Source organism: Streptococcus mitis SK597, assembly GCF_000148545.1.
Classification (GTDB): domain Bacteria; phylum Bacillota; class Bacilli; order Lactobacillales; family Streptococcaceae; genus Streptococcus; species Streptococcus mitis_C.
This window is the reverse complement of sequence record NZ_AEDV01000048.1, coordinates 15,066-29,310: the sequence shown is the minus strand read 5'-3', so window position 1 is coordinate 29,310 and position 14,245 is coordinate 15,066. Positions and strand designations below refer to the sequence as shown.

Below are 14,245 nucleotides of genomic sequence, written 5' to 3'. Positions count from 1 at the left end.
ATTGGATAAGATTATTAGTCTCTCCTAATTTTACGTTGGAATAAAATAATTGAAGGGCGGTGATGCTTTCTTTAGAAAGATTCTAAAAAAAGACCTGAAAGCGAGGATAGGCTAGCTTTAGATTATTCTCAATGAGTACGAAAAACCTTACTTTAGAAGTAAAAATGTAAGAGATTATAGTGATGCTTTCATTCTTCTTAGCAACTCAAGAGTGTCTCTATAATCTTTTTAGTAGTTAAGCACATACGAAAAGTCGGCGATACAATAGTTTACTACTATGCTGTTAGTAGCGTTTGATGACCATGTACTCATGAAATCTTTGATTAAATTACTTCATGGCTTGGCATGACTTACAACTTGCCTTAAGTATTGAAGTAGAACAGTCTGGTGGACTGTTTTAGCCGGAATTTAGGAATATAATAACAAATGGTAAAAAAGATTAAGAATGATTTTAGCGTTTAGGACTTAGTATGAGAAAAAAAGTTTTCAATATCAAGCAGTTGTGATAAAATGTAATTGTTCCATAGGATTCTTTCTAATGATTGTTTGATCGCTTTTCATTATAGATTTTATGGGACTTTTTCTACATCAAAATAGGCTCCATAATATCTATAAGGGATTTACCCACTATAAATATTATAGAGCCTTTTTTATTAGAATGGCAATTTCCCGGCGAAAGCACCTAGTTTTTTCTTGGTGGTTTCATCGATTTGTTCAAGAGCAGAGTTGATAGCTTGAACAGTCATATCTGAAAGTGTTTCAAGGTCTTCTGGGTCAACGACAGCTGGATTGAAGTCAATGCTGACAACTTTCTTATCTCCAGTTAAGGTCGCTTGAACAAGATCTTGAGCAGATTTGCCAACAAATTGCATAGCAGCAAGTTCAGCTTGGCTTTGTTCCATTTGTTTTTGAAGTTTTTGTGCTTGACGCATCATGTTTTGCATGTTCATCATGGTGATTTACAGTTTCCTTTTACAATTATTTTCCTTTTTATTTTATCAATTTTAAGGTTAAAAGTCTAATCTTTTTCTGAGTGAATTCATCTAGTAGCGAAAGGAATGTAGAGGAAATAAAAATATAGGATAGATATTCTAAGAGAATAAGAATATTTATCCTATATAGATACTAGATATTCTATGGCAACTTTAAGGGGTTACCGTCATTATTCTACCTTGTAGAAAAATCCGTCAGTGTGGCCATTGATAAGTTGTTGTCCAAACCATAAACGATCTTGTGTTGTATCAGATGGGTCAGTATAGCCATTATCTGAAGAAGAGGTGACAGACATGGTTATAGGGATTCCTGCTGGTAAAAATGCAATAGCTGCACCAGCACCTCCATCTTTAGAAACAGAACTTGCCTTAAGATAGTGGTCAATTTCTCTAGCATATTCAATTGAAATCTTGGAATGATCACTTACTAAACCATTTTTGTCAAAGGTGAATTCAATACCTGTAGGATTCCTCCAAGTTCCTGCAACACTAGAAAAATCTCCATTTTGAATTGCAGAAATATCCATTCCTTTCCTTTCTGACGGAAGGGAAGATTCTTCATTTATGAGACTTGTGACAGATTTCCAAGAGAAAGATCTTATATCAAGGGAAGGTGGTTTTGTCCCCAGTCCCTCTTCTGTATCTGATTCGCTAACTAACTCTAACTGTGTTCCATCCTGATTCAACTTGTATAGTTTAAGTTGGATTTGATTAGTAGATACTCGGGTAGATAATTAGAAATAGCCATTTTCTAAAGGATTAAAATGAACGCGCTCACCAATAAAATCCAGATTATTTTCTGCATTGGTTAGTCGAATAACTTCACCATTTTTTAGAGTTCGAATATCTAATAAATCGTAATAGTTAGAATCCGTTTTAAGGGCAACCAAAAGTTCGTCTGTACCATTTTGGTCTAAATCATACAAGCTGTATTGTAGTCCAGAGTATTCTTTAGGATAAGTATTTTTTAAGTTTGCTTTTGAATTGAGCTCTTTAGGTGAAGCTGACGAACCATCTAATACTTTGGCATATTCTTTAAGGACAGTATTGTATAGGGTGTAATCTGTTTTCTTCTCTTCCGATGTAGAAGAAGTTGAACTAGTACTTGAGCTAATTGCTTCAGAACTTGTTGCAGAAGTGTTTTCACTCTGATGTTGGCAAGCCGTTAAAATAGAGATAGCTAAAATACTAATACTGAATAGAAATAATTTTTTCATATATTTAATCTTGTAATTCTAAGCCTTGGGCATCTTGGTGCCATTTACTACCAGTTTTAGACGTTAAAACTTGAATAGTAATCATAATATTCCAAATAGCATTTGCCAGTAAAACAAATGGCATTAAAATAGGAATGATAACTAGCAGAGTTAGAACGATACGCTTGTATCCTTGTTTAGTATTTCCAATGTAAAAATCGTAGGCACCAAACGCCCCTAAAAATAGGGCAAATAAGGCTGCGGCCAGTTTAGATTTATCACTTACTCCATTTGAATGTTGACTAGAGGCGGCTGGAGATGTGTTATCTATTTTTGAAACAATATAGTCGTCACCATTTTGATAAAATTCTACATAATCACCTACTTGTGGTTCAAAACCAAAACTTTTTCTTGAAATTGCAGTAAATTGACCATTATTACCTTTTCCAACATAAACTGTTTCATCTTCAATTTTTATAACTTTGTTCATATAATTGTCTCCTTAATCTATTCCTATTGTATGTTAAATCCACTCACCGTTGTAATTGACACGATAGCCATCAGGGGTCGTCGTATTGAGTGCGAGGGCACCAGAGCTATAGGCATAGTACCATTTACCAGATACTTTCATCCAGCCAGTTTTCATTGCACCTGAGTCTTGAAGGTAGTACCAGCTACCGTTATCTTTGAGCCAACCAGTCTTCATTGCGCCTGAGCCGTCGAGGTAGTACCAACTACCGTCTTTTACCCAACCTGTTTGCATCCAGCCAGAGTTGTCAAAATGATACCAAACACCATTGATTTTTTCCCAGCCGTTAGCTGTATAAGTGCCATCTTCGTGTTTATACCACCAGCGACCATTCGAATACATCCAAGTAGATTTAGACTGATGGGGCGTCATGGTTGTATCCGTGCTAGAATAGTTTCCAGATGACGAACTTGTAGAAGTTGACGAGCTAGATGAATTCAAACCTGATTGAGTTGTTGTATTAGTATTTGAATTTGTTGAAGGATTTCCGAAAGTAACCTCTTTTCTAGCTTTAAAGACACGTTTTCTGTTATCAACCGAGTGATCGCGCGGAGAGCCAGCCTCTCCTGACATCTCCAAGATATATGTTCCAGCAGGAAACTGTCTGATATCGAAAACATCCCCTTTAAATTTATTGCTATAGATTAAAGGTAAAAGAAATTGGTCGTTGACGTCATTAGTTAGACCACTAAAGATGACATCATTATTATGTTGGTACACAATCTTTCCGCTAGCCTTATCAATTAGAGTAACATTTCCTCTAGCTGCATTATCTCCTCCGTGTTGTAGTGGCTCTGAGAGTACACCTTCAAAATTAACTCCAAAATGATGAATTTCAACCTTTGTAATTGTTGCTTCTATTTGTTTTTCAGTACTTGTATTCGAGATAGCATTTGCTTGATTAGTTGATAAGACTTCTAGTTTGGTTACATAAGTGTAAAAAGGTGCTCCTTTCCCTACGTTTTCTCTAACATCGGCTGTTAGTTTGTAACGAACTCCGTCTAATTCAAACTTCATGGTATAGATACCATAATCTGTTGCTTTAAAGACAATTGTTTTACCGTTAAATGTAGCAATGCCGTTGGATTCAAAACTTGCAAATTGCTTAGAAAATTCTTGTCTATAAGCATTATCTACCCAATCAACCGTTGTAAATTCACCATCAGAAAATGCTCCAAGTTGTGCTTTTCTTTTTTCTACAAGCGTCACATCTGTTGCGACTAAATCTGTATCACGATAACCAGGAGCAGGGGTTTCAACATAAGCATTGGCTGCTGGAGACCATTCCCTGACCATTGGAACACTTGCGGCATTGACACTTGAAATCGTAGCTCCTGTTGCTACAAGTGATAAAACTGCTGTAGTAGTTAAAACGTATTTTTTTCATAATTTTTGTATTCCTTTTCTTTTTATCTATTTTTTATAATCTTATCCTAGACCCACTCACCATTGTAATTGACACGATAGCCGTCTGGTGTAGTCGTATTGATTGCTAGGGCACCAGAACTATAGGCATAGTACCATTTGCCAGCTACCTTCATCCAGCCTGTTTTCATAGCACCTGAGCTATCAAGATAATACCAGCTACCGTTATCTTTGAGCCAGCCAGTTTTCATAGCGCCTGAGCCGTCTAGGTAGTACCAATTCCCACCGTCTTTCAACCAACCTGTCTGCATCCATCCTGAACTATCGAAGTGATACCAGATATTATCTAATTGTGCCCACTGATTGTAAGGGTAAGACCCATCAAGTTGCATAAACCACCAACGAGAGCCAGATTGTCGCCAAAAACCCATACCCCTACCAATATCTTGCATTTGAAAAAAGAAACCTGGTTTATTAGTCCCGTTAGACTTACCTTGTTTTGTTTGCTTACTGGTATGAGTTCCGATAGCCTTCAAATCTTTGTCAAAAAGATTCGCTTTGGTCGCAAATGTTTGAATTTGCGAAGAATCGGCTTCTGTGTATTGAATGGCTTTTCCATAACCACCAGCTAATTCTTCAGAGCCACCAGATGATGTTCCGAAACTTTGTGCAACGGTAATCCAACTATTTTTAGGATTATCAAAGGCTGCCAAACCCATATAGGTCAATTCTGGATTGATTAAGGATTCATAATGTCCAGTTTGAGCAGAGACACTTGCTCCACTAAGAGATTTGACGTAATCTGCTTTTTCTTCATACCATTGATTAATAGCCGTCATAAATCCATCATAGTTCCAAGCTAAATTTTCGGCTAGTGAAAAATTTCCTGAAGGCCAGGCACTCCAAATATCTTTATTAGATAAACGTTTATGATTCTTAGTTACAGAAGCTTCTGCTGCACGAGAAAAGGCTGTTTTCTCTAGTGCAGTTGACCATTTGATGGGAACGTAGCTACTGACTATTCCTTCCGTAACAGCTTCTTTTCTGATAGCATTTATACGGTCTAAAATAGCTTGTTTATCTGGCGTCAAGAAATTTCCTTCAATTCCAACTAAGCTAGTACCAGCAGAATTGATATTTACTTCAGAGTTCATGATATGATAAGATTGACCATTGATTTCTTTAGTGGAAACTAGTCTATCATTAGCGGCTACTGATTGTGGTGCAAGCGTTCCAGCGCCTAACAATGAAAGTGCTAGTACTGTAGTAAGTGTGAATTTTTTAGTTTGTTTGTTCATTTTGTCTCCTCTTGATTTTTCTTATAAATGTTTTTATGATAAACTAATTCCACCATCTCCTTTATAATAATTTACATCTAGTATACTAAGAAACTTTATTAAATTTAAAAAAACTACGAAAAAATACGTTTTTCTATATCAACACCCCAAAATCAAGGTGAAATAGAACGTTTTCGTAGTTTTTCTCCTATTTGCTTATGATTAGTGTATAATGTAAAAGTGAAGTTAAAATAAAATAAGGGAGAAAGTTATGTCTACAAATTTCGGCCCCGCGCTTAAAAAGATGAGAGAAGAGAGAGGATTTACTCTAAAACAAGTAGCTGGTACAGCGATTAGCCCTAATAATTTAAGTAAGTTTGAAAAGGGCGAAGCTATGATTAAAGCAGATACTTTCTTTAAAATCTTTGAAAATCTGAATATTGTTTCTAATGAAGACATCATCCTTGTGGTTTCCATGCAAAATGAAGAGACAACCAAATTAGTCGAACATAGAAATGATCGAACTTTGGAGTCTGATGATGCCAAAGATACAGTCAAAGATGATGAAAATCCTTATGTTAGAAATTTCCTTCATCTACTAACTCTCATATCTACTGAAAAAATGCTAACTGAAGAGGATTGGGAAATTCTTGAACAACTAAAAGAGCAGTTGTTTTCTATGGATTACTGGTTACCTTTTGATTTTCATGTATTTCAACGCTTAGGCACTTTATTTGATTTTCCTCTTGAAATGTATCAACAAAAAGAAAAAGAAGTTTTTGAAATTCTTACAAGTAGCCTTCCTTTAGCTACAAATCAAACCCATATGTTGGTGGATGTACTTCGAACAATTGTTAAATACTATTCTGAAAATGCTTATTATGATTTGGCACAACAATTGATAGATAAAATTGAATTGTATCGTATAAAGTATTGCAGGATTTTTGTCCATACTGGTTACTATTTACCTCTATATCCTTTTATGACTATCAAGATGTATGAGGTGTATAATCTTCTTAGACAAAATAAAATAGAGGGGATAAAACTAGGACATCAGATTATCCAACATCTTGATACCATGAAAGTCTTATTTCCAGAAAATGAAATTTTATCCTTAAAAAACTCCTTCATCAAGGAAGTTAAAGAACTCAATAACACAGGGATTCCATTCCCCTAGAAAGGTTATAAATGAAATCATATAAGAAATTTACGATTCTTGCTCTGGCTCTTCTTGGATTCACTAGCCAAACAGTTCTAGCTAATGATGCTAGTCATCCTACGAATAACTCTATCGGTAGTTCAACTACTAGCTCTGCAAATGTTTCTCAAGCAGCTACAGAAAACCAGCCAACGACTCCTAGTTCGAGTGAGCAGGAGACAAAGCCAACTCTTCCTACTGAGTCTAAGCTACAAACTGGTTGGGTAAAAGAAGACGGGAAGTGGACTTATTATAGTCAAACAGGTGTCAAATTTACAGATACTCTTTATGAGGGCTACCTATTTGATAAGAATGGTTACTTACTTGAAAATAGCTGGTATCAGATGGCTAACAAGTGGTACTACGCCAATGGTTCAGGAAAATATCTGTCTAACCAATGGCGTCAAATCAATGGTAAATGGTATGCATTTGATCAAAATGGTGTCATGATGGCTAATACCTGGAAGGGAAATTATTATCTGAAGTCCAGTGGGGCTATGGCAGATAAAGAATGGGTGTACGATCCGAACTACTCTAGCTGGTTTTATCTCAAGTCAGGTGGGCACTATGCTGAACAGCAATGGGTTGGCTCTTACTATCTAAAATCTGGTGGCTACATGGCTCACAAAGAGTGGCTTTATGATCAAGATTACAAAGCTTGGTATTATCTTAAAGAAGATGGCGTTTATGTCACTGGAACTTATACTATTGATGGAAGTAGTCATTTTTTCAAAGATAATGGTAAATGGGTTCAAGAACTTCCAAAAGGATTTGAAAAGGGGCGCTATAGTAAAACTATTTTCCTAGATCCTGGGCATGGTGGACGTGATTCGGGCGCTTACTATTATGGAATAGCTGAAAAAGATTTGAATCTACAGGTCTCTCGTAAATTACGGAAACGTTTAGAAGAACTTGGCTATACAGTTTTAACATCTCGTGATAGTGATGTGGATGTTGACTTTGTGACGGAGCGTTCTCGTATGGTAAATAAAACGAATGCAGACTTCTTTATTAGTATTCATTTTAATGCTACTGGGAATGACACAACACTGAATCTGGGGATACAGACTTATTCTTATAAGGAAGAAGTGGGTTATCCGAGCAAGATTAACCAGTACTGGCACAATAATCCAGACCGAATGAGTGAAAGTAATCGTTTGGCAGCAGATCTTCATTCATCTCTCTTGGCTGAGACAGGAGCTAGAGATGCTGGACTTTTGCAAGCCACCTTCGCTGTTCTTCGTGAGACTGCGAAACCTGCTGTGTTATTAGAGTTGGGTTATATGGATAATCTAGAAGAAAACCAACGAATCCGTAGTGATCAATATCAAGATAAGTTAGTTGAAGGCATTATTAAAGGAATTCAAAAATATTACGCTGGAAATTAAGAAACTAGATCAAACTAAGCTTTGGAGATTGTCCTAGGCTTAGTTTTTTGCATTTGTAATGCTATTCATAACATTAAATTTTCTGAAAATTTAATGAAAACATGATATAATAAAACATAAAATTAATTCAGGTTTCCTGGACCGATAGGAGTAAACAATGAAAAAACTAGGTTTTGTCCTTTTATCTTCAGTCTTGCTATTGACAGCTTGTGCTGTTAGGTTTGAAAAATCAGCAGATACAACTGGTTCATCTAAGGTGACAGCATTGTCTGAAGATAAGCAAAAAATGCTTGATAAGGCCACTGCTGACTATAAGACTTTTGTGCAAGAGCAAATCGATAAGCTATTGACAGATACGGAAGGCTTTGTCAAACTGTTGAAAGAAGGTAAGTTAGAAGAAGCTAAGAAGGTTTATCCACTGATTCGTATGTCCTATGAGCGCTCAGAACCGATTGCCGAAAGTTTTGGTGAGTCAGATGTCAAGATTGACTTCCGTTTGGCAGACTATATGGACGAAAACAAGACAGAAGAAGGTTGGTCTGGTTTCCACCGTATCGAGCGTATCCTTTGGGAAGACAATACAACTAAAGGAACTGAAAATCAAGATAAGGAAGAGTAAATCTGCACTAATAAAAAAACTTTGTTCTCTAGAAACCATCGTGTGGCTAGCTAGAGTGCAAAGTTTTTTTGAGTTTTTTATGAAAATGAAGATTGTGTTCCTTATAAGTACAAGGTTATTAAGAGAGCAGTGGATATTAAAATGATGATTTTGAGTTTTTGTGATTTTTGCTTTGTAGCAAGGTAACATAGTCGCTTTTTGTATGGAATAAGTGGGAAAGAAAAACAGTCCTTTGGGTTTGATCGATAAAGTAAAGCAAGATATATTGACCGATAATTTTTCCTCGTGTGGGGTACTTACTATTGATTTTAAGTCCGATTTTTTCATCTGCATCAAAGCCAGCTTCAGGAAAGGTTTCTAAACTTTTTAAGCCGTCTAAAATTTTGGCCACAGTATTTTTAGCAGACTGGGGTGATAAAAGAACAGTGCTGATGTAGTTATGGATACTATCAATTGCCTGACTTACTTCAGTCGAAATAATTACTTTATAAGCCATATCGTAGCCTCATATCATCTAAGGAAGTTCCTTGTCCGGATTCATATTCTCTTAAGGCGCGTTCCGATTGGGCTTGTAGTTCTTGAATCAATCGTTCACGGTGTAAATCTTCTGCAGTTTTTATTGGCAAATCCTGTTCGAGAACAATCTGCTCGATAAAAAGACTAATAGCATCCGTCATAGTCATTCCTTTTTCCTTAATGATAGCTTTAGCTTGTTCCATTGATGACTCGTTAATTTTAAAATTGTATTGCTTAGTAAGTGATGTCGTCATGGTATATCTCCAATCTATACTATATATAGCTAGTATATATCTTTTATACTTTTTAGGCAAGAAAAAACTTTGTTCTCTAGAAACCATCGCGTAGCTAGCTAGAGTGCAAAGTTTTTTGAGTCTGGAACATGAAAATAGCAGTTAATTGCAAGAAACAAAAAAGAACAGCCGAAGCTGTCTTTTTATCATTATTTGAGACCGTATTTTTTGTTGAAACGATCCACGCGTCCATCTGCTTGAGTGAACTTTTGACGTCCAGTGTAGAATGGGTGTGAGTCTGATGAAATTTCCACACGGATCAATGGGTAAGTTTCGCCTTCGAACTCAACTGTTTCGTTAGAGCGTTTTGTTGAACCGCTAAGGAATTGGTAACCAGTAGTTGTGTCCATGAAGACAACTGGGCGATATTCTGGATGGATATCTTTTTTCATTTTGCAATATTTCCTTTCTGCCATGGTCTCTTTGCGAGCCATAGATTGTTACCTTACTAGTCTATCAGATTCTGAAAAGTTTGGCAAGTATTTTATCAGTTTTTAAGCAAGTTTTTTAACTTTTGGTAGATGATTTCGTTTTCTTCTAGGCTATAGGAATTAGCACCACTTGCTAGAGGGTGGCCTCCACCATCATGTTCCTTGGCGATTTCATTGATAGGATGGATTTTACTGCGTAAGCGAACACGGTAATGGCCATCAGCCTGCTCCACAAAAATTCCCCAGAGACTGACGCTGTCAATACGTCCAGGTGCAGCGACAATGGCTGCAGTCTCAGCATCGGTAACATTGAATTGTTTCAAGACTTCTTGACTCAGGATAACGCGCGCTGCTCCATTTTCATCCACTTCCAGATGGTCGTAGATGTAGCCTTGAAGTTTTGCAATTTTGTAGCTCATAGTGTCCATTTTGCGGGTGAGAGCCGCAAAGTCAAAGTTATGTTCTCTCAGATAGGCAGCCAGGCTAAGAGTCCGTGCAGTGGTAGAAGGGTAGAGGAAGCGACCTGTATCACCGACAATTCCTGCAAAGAGCAACTCAGCAGCGCGATCTGACAAGGCCAGTTGGGTTGTATGGGCAAATAGGGTAATCATCTCGCTAGCGCTACTTGAACTAGTATCGACCCAAGACAGGTCACCATATACATCATCATTTGGATGGTGGTCAATCTTAATGAGAAAATCACCTTGACTATAGCGCTTATCATCGATACGAGTAGTATTAGCTGTATCACAGACGATAACAAGGGCACCTTGGTAAGCACTGTCTTCAACAGAATCCATCTCAGCCATCCAAGTAAGAGTTGGTTCATCAAAACCAACGGCTTTGATGGTTTTTTCTGGGAAATGATGTTTGAGAAGAGCTTTCAATCCCACCTGACTTCCCAAGGCATCTGGGTCTGGTTTCATATGACGATGAATGATAATCGTGTCGTATTCTTTAATTTTTTCTAAAATTTGATGGCAAATATCCATAAATAACCTCAATTCTTTCTCATTTCATTGTAGCACAAGAATTTTTATTTTTAAAATGAAAAAGATGTGATATAATGGAGAAAGATAAATTGAGGAGGACGATATGGCATTAGCAAAAATTGTATTTGCCAGTATGACCGGTAATACCGAAGAAATTGCAGATATTGTAGCAGACAAATTACGTGACTTGGGATTGGACGTCGATGTTGATGAATGTACAACTGTTGACGCTTCAGACTTCTTGGAAGCAGACATCGCTATCGTTGCGACCTATACTTATGGTGATGGTGAATTGCCAGATGAGATGATGGACTTTTACGAAGACCTAGCAGATCTCAACTTGAATGGCAAAATTTACGGAGTGGTTGGTTCAGGTGACACCTTCTACGATGAATTCTGTAAGGCTGTCGATGACTTTGATCGTGTCTTTGTTTCAACAGGGGCAGAAAAAGGTTCAGAGTGTGTTAAAGTTGATCTTTCTGCTGAGGAAGAAGACATTGAACGCTTGGAACAATTCGCAGAAGAATTGGCTGCTAAAGTAGGATAAGCATAAAAGTGCGCTGATGGAAACAATCAGTGCATTTTTTTATCGTGAGTTGGGATTTTACTAGCCTATTTGTTGGCTTTTTGATACAATAATTCAAATAAAGGAGGAGACTGTATGGATTTAGATATTATTCGTCAAGAAATTGATCAAATCGACGACCAAATCGTCAAGCTCTTAGAAGAACGAATGCATTTGGTTGAGGGTGTAGTTGCCTATAAGAAAGCTTCAGGTAAACAGATTTTAGATACTAAGAGAGAAGCGGTTATTTTTGAAAAGGTTAGAAGTCGTGTAGGAGATAAGCGCTATCAGGAAACTATTGTAGCGACTTTTTCGGACATACTCAAACGTTCGCGTGATTATCAGGATCAAAACATCAAATGAAAAAAGAACAATTTTATCCGCTAGGAATTTTTCTAGCTGCCATGGTGGGCGGACTTGTGCGCTACCTTGTTTCTACTTGGTTACCAGCCAGTCCAGATTTCCCTTGGGGCACCCTTCTTGTCAACTATCTAGGCATTTTCTGCCTGGTTTATCTTGTTAAGGGCTATTTAGTCTATAAGGGAACCAGTAAAGGCGTTATTTTAGCACTGGGGACGGGCTTTTGTGGAGGTTTAACAACCTTTTCTAGTCTCATGCTTGATGCTGTGAAACTGCTTGATACAGGGCGTTATCTTAGTTTAGTTATGTATTTGCTTTTGAGTATTGGTGGAGGCCTACTTTTGGCTTATTTTCTAGGGAGGAAGAAATGGTAATCATTTATCTTGCAATTGCTTGTGGTTTCGGAGCTTTAGTGCGCTATTTCTTTTCCCGCTATAATCAAGCATCTAAATTGCCACTCGGAACGCTCATAGCCAATCTTTTAGGTTGTTTTTTGATTGGATTATTCTACAATCATGTGGAGTCTAAGGAAGTCTATGCTATTTTAGCAACAGGATTTTGTGGCGGTTTAACGACTTTTTCGACCTTGAATGATGAACTTCAAAGACTGTTAAGTGATAAGAAGGTATTTTATAGCTACCTAGCCTTAACCTACCTAGGTGGTTTAGTTGCGATTTTTTTAGGAATTCTGTTATAAATTTCTTTACTTTTTTGTGGAAATTTGGTAAACTGTATCTTGTGTGTAATGGACGCACAAAAATACAGTTTATCCGCTGAGGAAGGTTCCTCAAGATTGACAAAGATAGGAGAATAAAATGAATCCATTAATCCAAAGCTTGACTGAAGGTCAACTTCGTACAGATATCCCATCATTCCGTCCTGGTGACACTGTTCGTGTACACGCGAAAGTTGTCGAAGGTAACCGTGAACGTATCCAGATTTTTGAAGGTGTTGTTATCGCACGTAAAGGTGCTGGAATCTCAGAAAACTACACAGTTCGTAAAATCTCTAACGGTGTAGGTGTTGAGCGTATCTTCCCAATCCACACTCCACGTGTTGAAAAGATCGAAGTTGTTCGTTACGGTAAAGTACGTCGTGCGAAATTGTACTACTTGCGTGCTCTTCAAGGTAAAGCAGCTCGTATCAAAGAAATCCGTCGTTAATTCGACTAAAAAACTCTGCTTCTTCAGCAGAGTTTTTATCTAGCTCCCTTAGTTCAATGGATATAACAACTCCCTCCTAAGGAGTAGTTGCTGGTTCGATTCCAGCAGGGGGCATTTTGAGTAAATTAAGAAAAATAAAGAATATTTAAAGTGTTTGTTTAGGGGCAATAATCACAATTTAGTTTTTTAAAATAGGTTAGTGTTTTTTCTTTGATTGATTCATGATCAAAATTTTACCAAAAGTCAATTAATATAGAATAAAAGATAGTGAAATGAAATAAAAATTGAGCAAATAGATTAAAAATTTAAACCAATTTCTACTAATGTTTTAGGAACCATAGTGTACTATTCTAGATTGAATTTACAATAGATCAGGAAACTGGTCTATTTTGTTTTGTATTTAATAATTAAAAGAAGTTGAATTGTCTTACTTAAGGTGATACAATAGATATACAGAATAAATCAAGGAGAAATGCTGTGTCACAAATTGCTGTAAGAGTAGATGATGAATTGAAAAAAGAAGCGACTGCAATTTTTAATGAGTTGGGGTTGGATATGTCAACTGCTGTGAAGTTATTTTTAAAACAGAGTGTGTTGACAAGAAGTATTCCTTTTGAAGTTAAACTTGATTCTGAGTAAGGTGAAATAAAAGTGTGGATAGATATAATCTAAAGGGGTTCAGTTATGGTTTATACAATAGATCAGATAAAGGAAAAAATTGTTCCTGTTGCTAAACAATATGATTTATCTAAAATTTACCTATTTGGTTCTTATGCTAGGGGCGAAGCTGATGGAAAAAGTGATGTTGATATTGCTTTGGAGTTAGAGGATGATTCTATATATTTTGATGTATATGGTAGACTTTTGACTATTTTTGATGGTAATATAGATATTCTATTGGTTAGTGATTTACTTTCTCCAAAAACAAATATTGGGAAGTTAGTCAAGAAAAATTTTTTGAATGATAGAGAGGTTATTTATGAGAAATCAATCTCTTGAAACTGATATAGCATATTTGAAGGATATGGTTTTATATCTTGATAAGGCTGTTGCTGTTTTGGATAAAGCAAGAAGATATAATTTACCTTTAGATGATGATATGGTAGTTGATTCTATCGCTATGAATTTAGGACAAGTAGGAGAACAGTTATCCTTAGGAAAATTATCAGAGGAAGTAAAACAGAAGTATTCTGATAGGATAAATTGGATTCAGATAAAAGGTTTTAGAAATTTTATTTATCATAACTATTCAAATTTGAATTTTAAAATTGTAGAGGGTATATTGAAGGAATCTGTTCCCAAAACGAAAGAATCTTTATATTCGATTATAAGAGAATTAGAAGGTGAATTATAAAATAGAA

The 14,245-nt window shown here is 36.5% G+C and carries 20 protein-coding genes, 1 tRNA gene and 1 pseudogene; 12 read left to right on the top strand and 10 right to left on the bottom strand.

Annotated elements, in window-relative coordinates; all coding sequences use genetic code 11:
* Window positions 1-653 precede the first annotated feature (653 nt).
* From SMSK597_RS08340 to SMSK597_RS14020, 6 genes are all read right to left on the bottom strand, one after another.
* A complete protein-coding gene (locus SMSK597_RS08340; protein WP_000981526.1) occupies window positions 654-953 on the bottom strand; it encodes a YbaB/EbfC family nucleoid-associated protein in 300 nt (99 codons plus the stop codon).
* 209 nt (window positions 954-1,162) lie between these two features.
* The gene (locus SMSK597_RS13870; protein ID WP_000354977.1) at window positions 1,163-1,519 is read right to left on the bottom strand and encodes a DUF6287 domain-containing protein; all 357 of its coding nucleotides are present in this window, start codon (window positions 1,517-1,519) and stop codon (window positions 1,163-1,165) included.
* A 207-nt stretch (window positions 1,520-1,726) separates the two neighbouring features.
* Window positions 1,727-2,209, bottom strand: a complete 483-nt coding sequence (locus SMSK597_RS13865; RefSeq protein WP_000732626.1) for a hypothetical protein — start codon at window positions 2,207-2,209, stop codon at window positions 1,727-1,729.
* Window positions 2,210-2,213: 4 nt separating this feature from the next.
* On the bottom strand, window positions 2,214-2,678 hold the full coding sequence (locus SMSK597_RS08330; RefSeq protein ID WP_001045103.1) for an NINE protein: 465 nt from the start codon (window positions 2,676-2,678) through the stop codon (window positions 2,214-2,216).
* Between the two features lie 33 nt (window positions 2,679-2,711).
* Complete coding sequence (locus SMSK597_RS12535; RefSeq protein ID WP_000251262.1) at window positions 2,712-4,013, bottom strand: N-acetylmuramoyl-L-alanine amidase family protein; 1,302 nt, start codon at window positions 4,011-4,013, stop codon at window positions 2,712-2,714.
* 137 nt (window positions 4,014-4,150) lie between these two features.
* Window positions 4,151-5,380 (bottom strand): CAP domain-containing protein, encoded by a 1,230-nt coding sequence (locus tag SMSK597_RS14020; RefSeq protein ID WP_001041867.1) that lies wholly within the window; start codon window positions 5,378-5,380, stop codon window positions 4,151-4,153.
* Between the two features lie 250 nt (window positions 5,381-5,630).
* On the opposite strand from SMSK597_RS14020, the gene SMSK597_RS08315 reads away from it, so the two are divergent.
* From SMSK597_RS08315 to SMSK597_RS08305, 3 genes and pseudogenes are all read left to right on the top strand, one after another.
* Window positions 5,631-6,536 (top strand): helix-turn-helix domain-containing protein, encoded by a 906-nt coding sequence (locus SMSK597_RS08315; RefSeq protein ID WP_000106125.1) that lies wholly within the window; start codon window positions 5,631-5,633, stop codon window positions 6,534-6,536.
* 11 nt (window positions 6,537-6,547) lie between these two features.
* Entirely contained in the window at window positions 6,548-7,945 is a 1,398-nt protein-coding gene (locus tag SMSK597_RS08310) for an N-acetylmuramoyl-L-alanine amidase (protein ID WP_000844422.1), read from the top strand.
* Window positions 7,946-8,102: 157 nt separating this feature from the next.
* Window positions 8,103-8,546: pseudogene (locus SMSK597_RS08305) on the top strand (imelysin family protein); the annotation flags it as partial.
* Between the two features lie 154 nt (window positions 8,547-8,700).
* Here the strand turns inward: SMSK597_RS08305 and SMSK597_RS08300 are convergent.
* The 4 genes from SMSK597_RS08300 to SMSK597_RS08285 all read right to left on the bottom strand — a co-directional run bounded on the left by SMSK597_RS08300 (window position 8,701) and on the right by SMSK597_RS08285 (window position 10,796).
* A complete protein-coding gene (locus tag SMSK597_RS08300; RefSeq protein WP_000323662.1) occupies window positions 8,701-9,060 on the bottom strand; it encodes a type II toxin-antitoxin system RelE/ParE family toxin in 360 nt (119 codons plus the stop codon).
* The gene (relB, locus tag SMSK597_RS08295; RefSeq protein WP_000213590.1) at window positions 9,050-9,334 is read right to left on the bottom strand and encodes a type II toxin-antitoxin system RelB/ParD family antitoxin; all 285 of its coding nucleotides are present in this window, start codon (window positions 9,332-9,334) and stop codon (window positions 9,050-9,052) included. Before relB ends, SMSK597_RS08300 begins: the two co-directional genes overlap by 11 nt.
* A gap of 188 nt (window positions 9,335-9,522) precedes the next feature.
* The gene (locus SMSK597_RS08290) at window positions 9,523-9,765 is read right to left on the bottom strand and encodes a type B 50S ribosomal protein L31 (protein ID WP_000710764.1); all 243 of its coding nucleotides are present in this window, start codon (window positions 9,763-9,765) and stop codon (window positions 9,523-9,525) included.
* A 95-nt stretch (window positions 9,766-9,860) separates the two neighbouring features.
* Complete coding sequence (locus SMSK597_RS08285; RefSeq protein WP_000350291.1) at window positions 9,861-10,796, bottom strand: DHH family phosphoesterase; 936 nt, start codon at window positions 10,794-10,796, stop codon at window positions 9,861-9,863.
* Window positions 10,797-10,899: 103 nt separating this feature from the next.
* Here SMSK597_RS08285 and SMSK597_RS08280 point away from each other — a divergent pair, with 103 nt between their 5' ends.
* From SMSK597_RS08280 to SMSK597_RS08250, 9 genes are all read left to right on the top strand, one after another.
* Complete coding sequence (locus SMSK597_RS08280) at window positions 10,900-11,343, top strand: flavodoxin (protein WP_001162128.1); 444 nt, start codon at window positions 10,900-10,902, stop codon at window positions 11,341-11,343.
* A gap of 114 nt (window positions 11,344-11,457) precedes the next feature.
* Entirely contained in the window at window positions 11,458-11,724 is a 267-nt protein-coding gene (locus SMSK597_RS08275; protein ID WP_000362442.1) for a chorismate mutase, read from the top strand.
* On the top strand, window positions 11,721-12,095 hold the full coding sequence (gene crcB, locus SMSK597_RS08270) for a fluoride efflux transporter CrcB (RefSeq protein ID WP_000712116.1): 375 nt from the start codon (window positions 11,721-11,723) through the stop codon (window positions 12,093-12,095). The genes SMSK597_RS08275 and crcB (SMSK597_RS08270) overlap by 4 nt, the downstream gene beginning before the upstream one ends.
* A complete protein-coding gene (gene crcB, locus SMSK597_RS0102535; RefSeq protein ID WP_000234808.1) occupies window positions 12,089-12,418 on the top strand; it encodes a fluoride efflux transporter CrcB in 330 nt (109 codons plus the stop codon). Before crcB (SMSK597_RS08270) ends, crcB (SMSK597_RS0102535) begins: the two co-directional genes overlap by 7 nt.
* A gap of 118 nt (window positions 12,419-12,536) precedes the next feature.
* Window positions 12,537-12,884, top strand: coding sequence for a 50S ribosomal protein L19 (gene rplS, locus SMSK597_RS08265; RefSeq protein ID WP_001068669.1), 348 nt, complete (start codon window positions 12,537-12,539; stop codon window positions 12,882-12,884).
* Window positions 12,885-12,926: 42 nt separating this feature from the next.
* Window positions 12,927-12,998: transfer RNA gene (locus SMSK597_RS0102530), tRNA-Arg, on the top strand.
* A 363-nt stretch (window positions 12,999-13,361) separates the two neighbouring features.
* Window positions 13,362-13,523 carry a type II toxin-antitoxin system RelB/DinJ family antitoxin gene (locus tag SMSK597_RS08260; protein ID WP_000077979.1) on the top strand — a complete coding sequence of 54 codons (162 nt, stop codon included), beginning with the start codon at window positions 13,362-13,364 and terminating at the stop codon, window positions 13,521-13,523.
* 45 nt (window positions 13,524-13,568) lie between these two features.
* Window positions 13,569-13,883, top strand: a complete 315-nt coding sequence (locus SMSK597_RS08255) for a nucleotidyltransferase family protein (RefSeq protein ID WP_000263130.1) — start codon at window positions 13,569-13,571, stop codon at window positions 13,881-13,883.
* On the top strand, window positions 13,864-14,238 hold the full coding sequence (locus SMSK597_RS08250; protein ID WP_001245877.1) for a HepT-like ribonuclease domain-containing protein: 375 nt from the start codon (window positions 13,864-13,866) through the stop codon (window positions 14,236-14,238). The genes SMSK597_RS08255 and SMSK597_RS08250 overlap by 20 nt, the downstream gene beginning before the upstream one ends.
* Window positions 14,239-14,245 lie beyond the last annotated feature (7 nt).

Bases quoted from the DNA above. Each gene is read 5' to 3' on its own strand.
- SMSK597_RS08290 (WP_000710764.1), bottom strand. From the start codon at position 9,765: ATGAAAAAAGATATCCATCCAGAATATCGCCCAGTTGTCTTCATGGAC.
- SMSK597_RS14020 (WP_001041867.1), bottom strand. From the start codon at position 5,380: ATGAACAAACAAACTAAAAAATTCACACTTACTACAGTACTAGCACTT.
- SMSK597_RS08250 (WP_001245877.1), top strand. From the start codon at position 13,864: ATGAGAAATCAATCTCTTGAAACTGATATAGCATATTTGAAGGATATG.
- SMSK597_RS08285 (WP_000350291.1), bottom strand. From the start codon at position 10,796: ATGGATATTTGCCATCAAATTTTAGAAAAAATTAAAGAATACGACACG.
- SMSK597_RS13870 (WP_000354977.1), bottom strand. From the start codon at position 1,519: ATGGATATTTCTGCAATTCAAAATGGAGATTTTTCTAGTGTTGCAGGA.
- relB (WP_000213590.1), bottom strand. From the start codon at position 9,334: ATGACGACATCACTTACTAAGCAATACAATTTTAAAATTAACGAGTCA.
- SMSK597_RS08280 (WP_001162128.1), top strand. From the start codon at position 10,900: ATGGCATTAGCAAAAATTGTATTTGCCAGTATGACCGGTAATACCGAA.
- SMSK597_RS08315 (WP_000106125.1), top strand. From the start codon at position 5,631: ATGTCTACAAATTTCGGCCCCGCGCTTAAAAAGATGAGAGAAGAGAGA.
- SMSK597_RS08330 (WP_001045103.1), bottom strand. From the start codon at position 2,678: ATGAACAAAGTTATAAAAATTGAAGATGAAACAGTTTATGTTGGAAAA.
- SMSK597_RS08275 (WP_000362442.1), top strand. From the start codon at position 11,458: ATGGATTTAGATATTATTCGTCAAGAAATTGATCAAATCGACGACCAA.
- crcB (WP_000712116.1), top strand. From the start codon at position 11,721: ATGAAAAAAGAACAATTTTATCCGCTAGGAATTTTTCTAGCTGCCATG.
- crcB (WP_000234808.1), top strand. From the start codon at position 12,089: ATGGTAATCATTTATCTTGCAATTGCTTGTGGTTTCGGAGCTTTAGTG.
- SMSK597_RS08255 (WP_000263130.1), top strand. From the start codon at position 13,569: ATGGTTTATACAATAGATCAGATAAAGGAAAAAATTGTTCCTGTTGCT.
- SMSK597_RS13865 (WP_000732626.1), bottom strand. From the start codon at position 2,209: ATGAAAAAATTATTTCTATTCAGTATTAGTATTTTAGCTATCTCTATT.
- SMSK597_RS08300 (WP_000323662.1), bottom strand. From the start codon at position 9,060: ATGGCTTATAAAGTAATTATTTCGACTGAAGTAAGTCAGGCAATTGAT.
- SMSK597_RS12535 (WP_000251262.1), bottom strand. From the start codon at position 4,013: ATGGTCAGGGAATGGTCTCCAGCAGCCAATGCTTATGTTGAAACCCCT.
- SMSK597_RS08310 (WP_000844422.1), top strand. From the start codon at position 6,548: ATGAAATCATATAAGAAATTTACGATTCTTGCTCTGGCTCTTCTTGGA.
- SMSK597_RS08340 (WP_000981526.1), bottom strand. From the start codon at position 953: ATGATGAACATGCAAAACATGATGCGTCAAGCACAAAAACTTCAAAAA.
- rplS (WP_001068669.1), top strand. From the start codon at position 12,537: ATGAATCCATTAATCCAAAGCTTGACTGAAGGTCAACTTCGTACAGAT.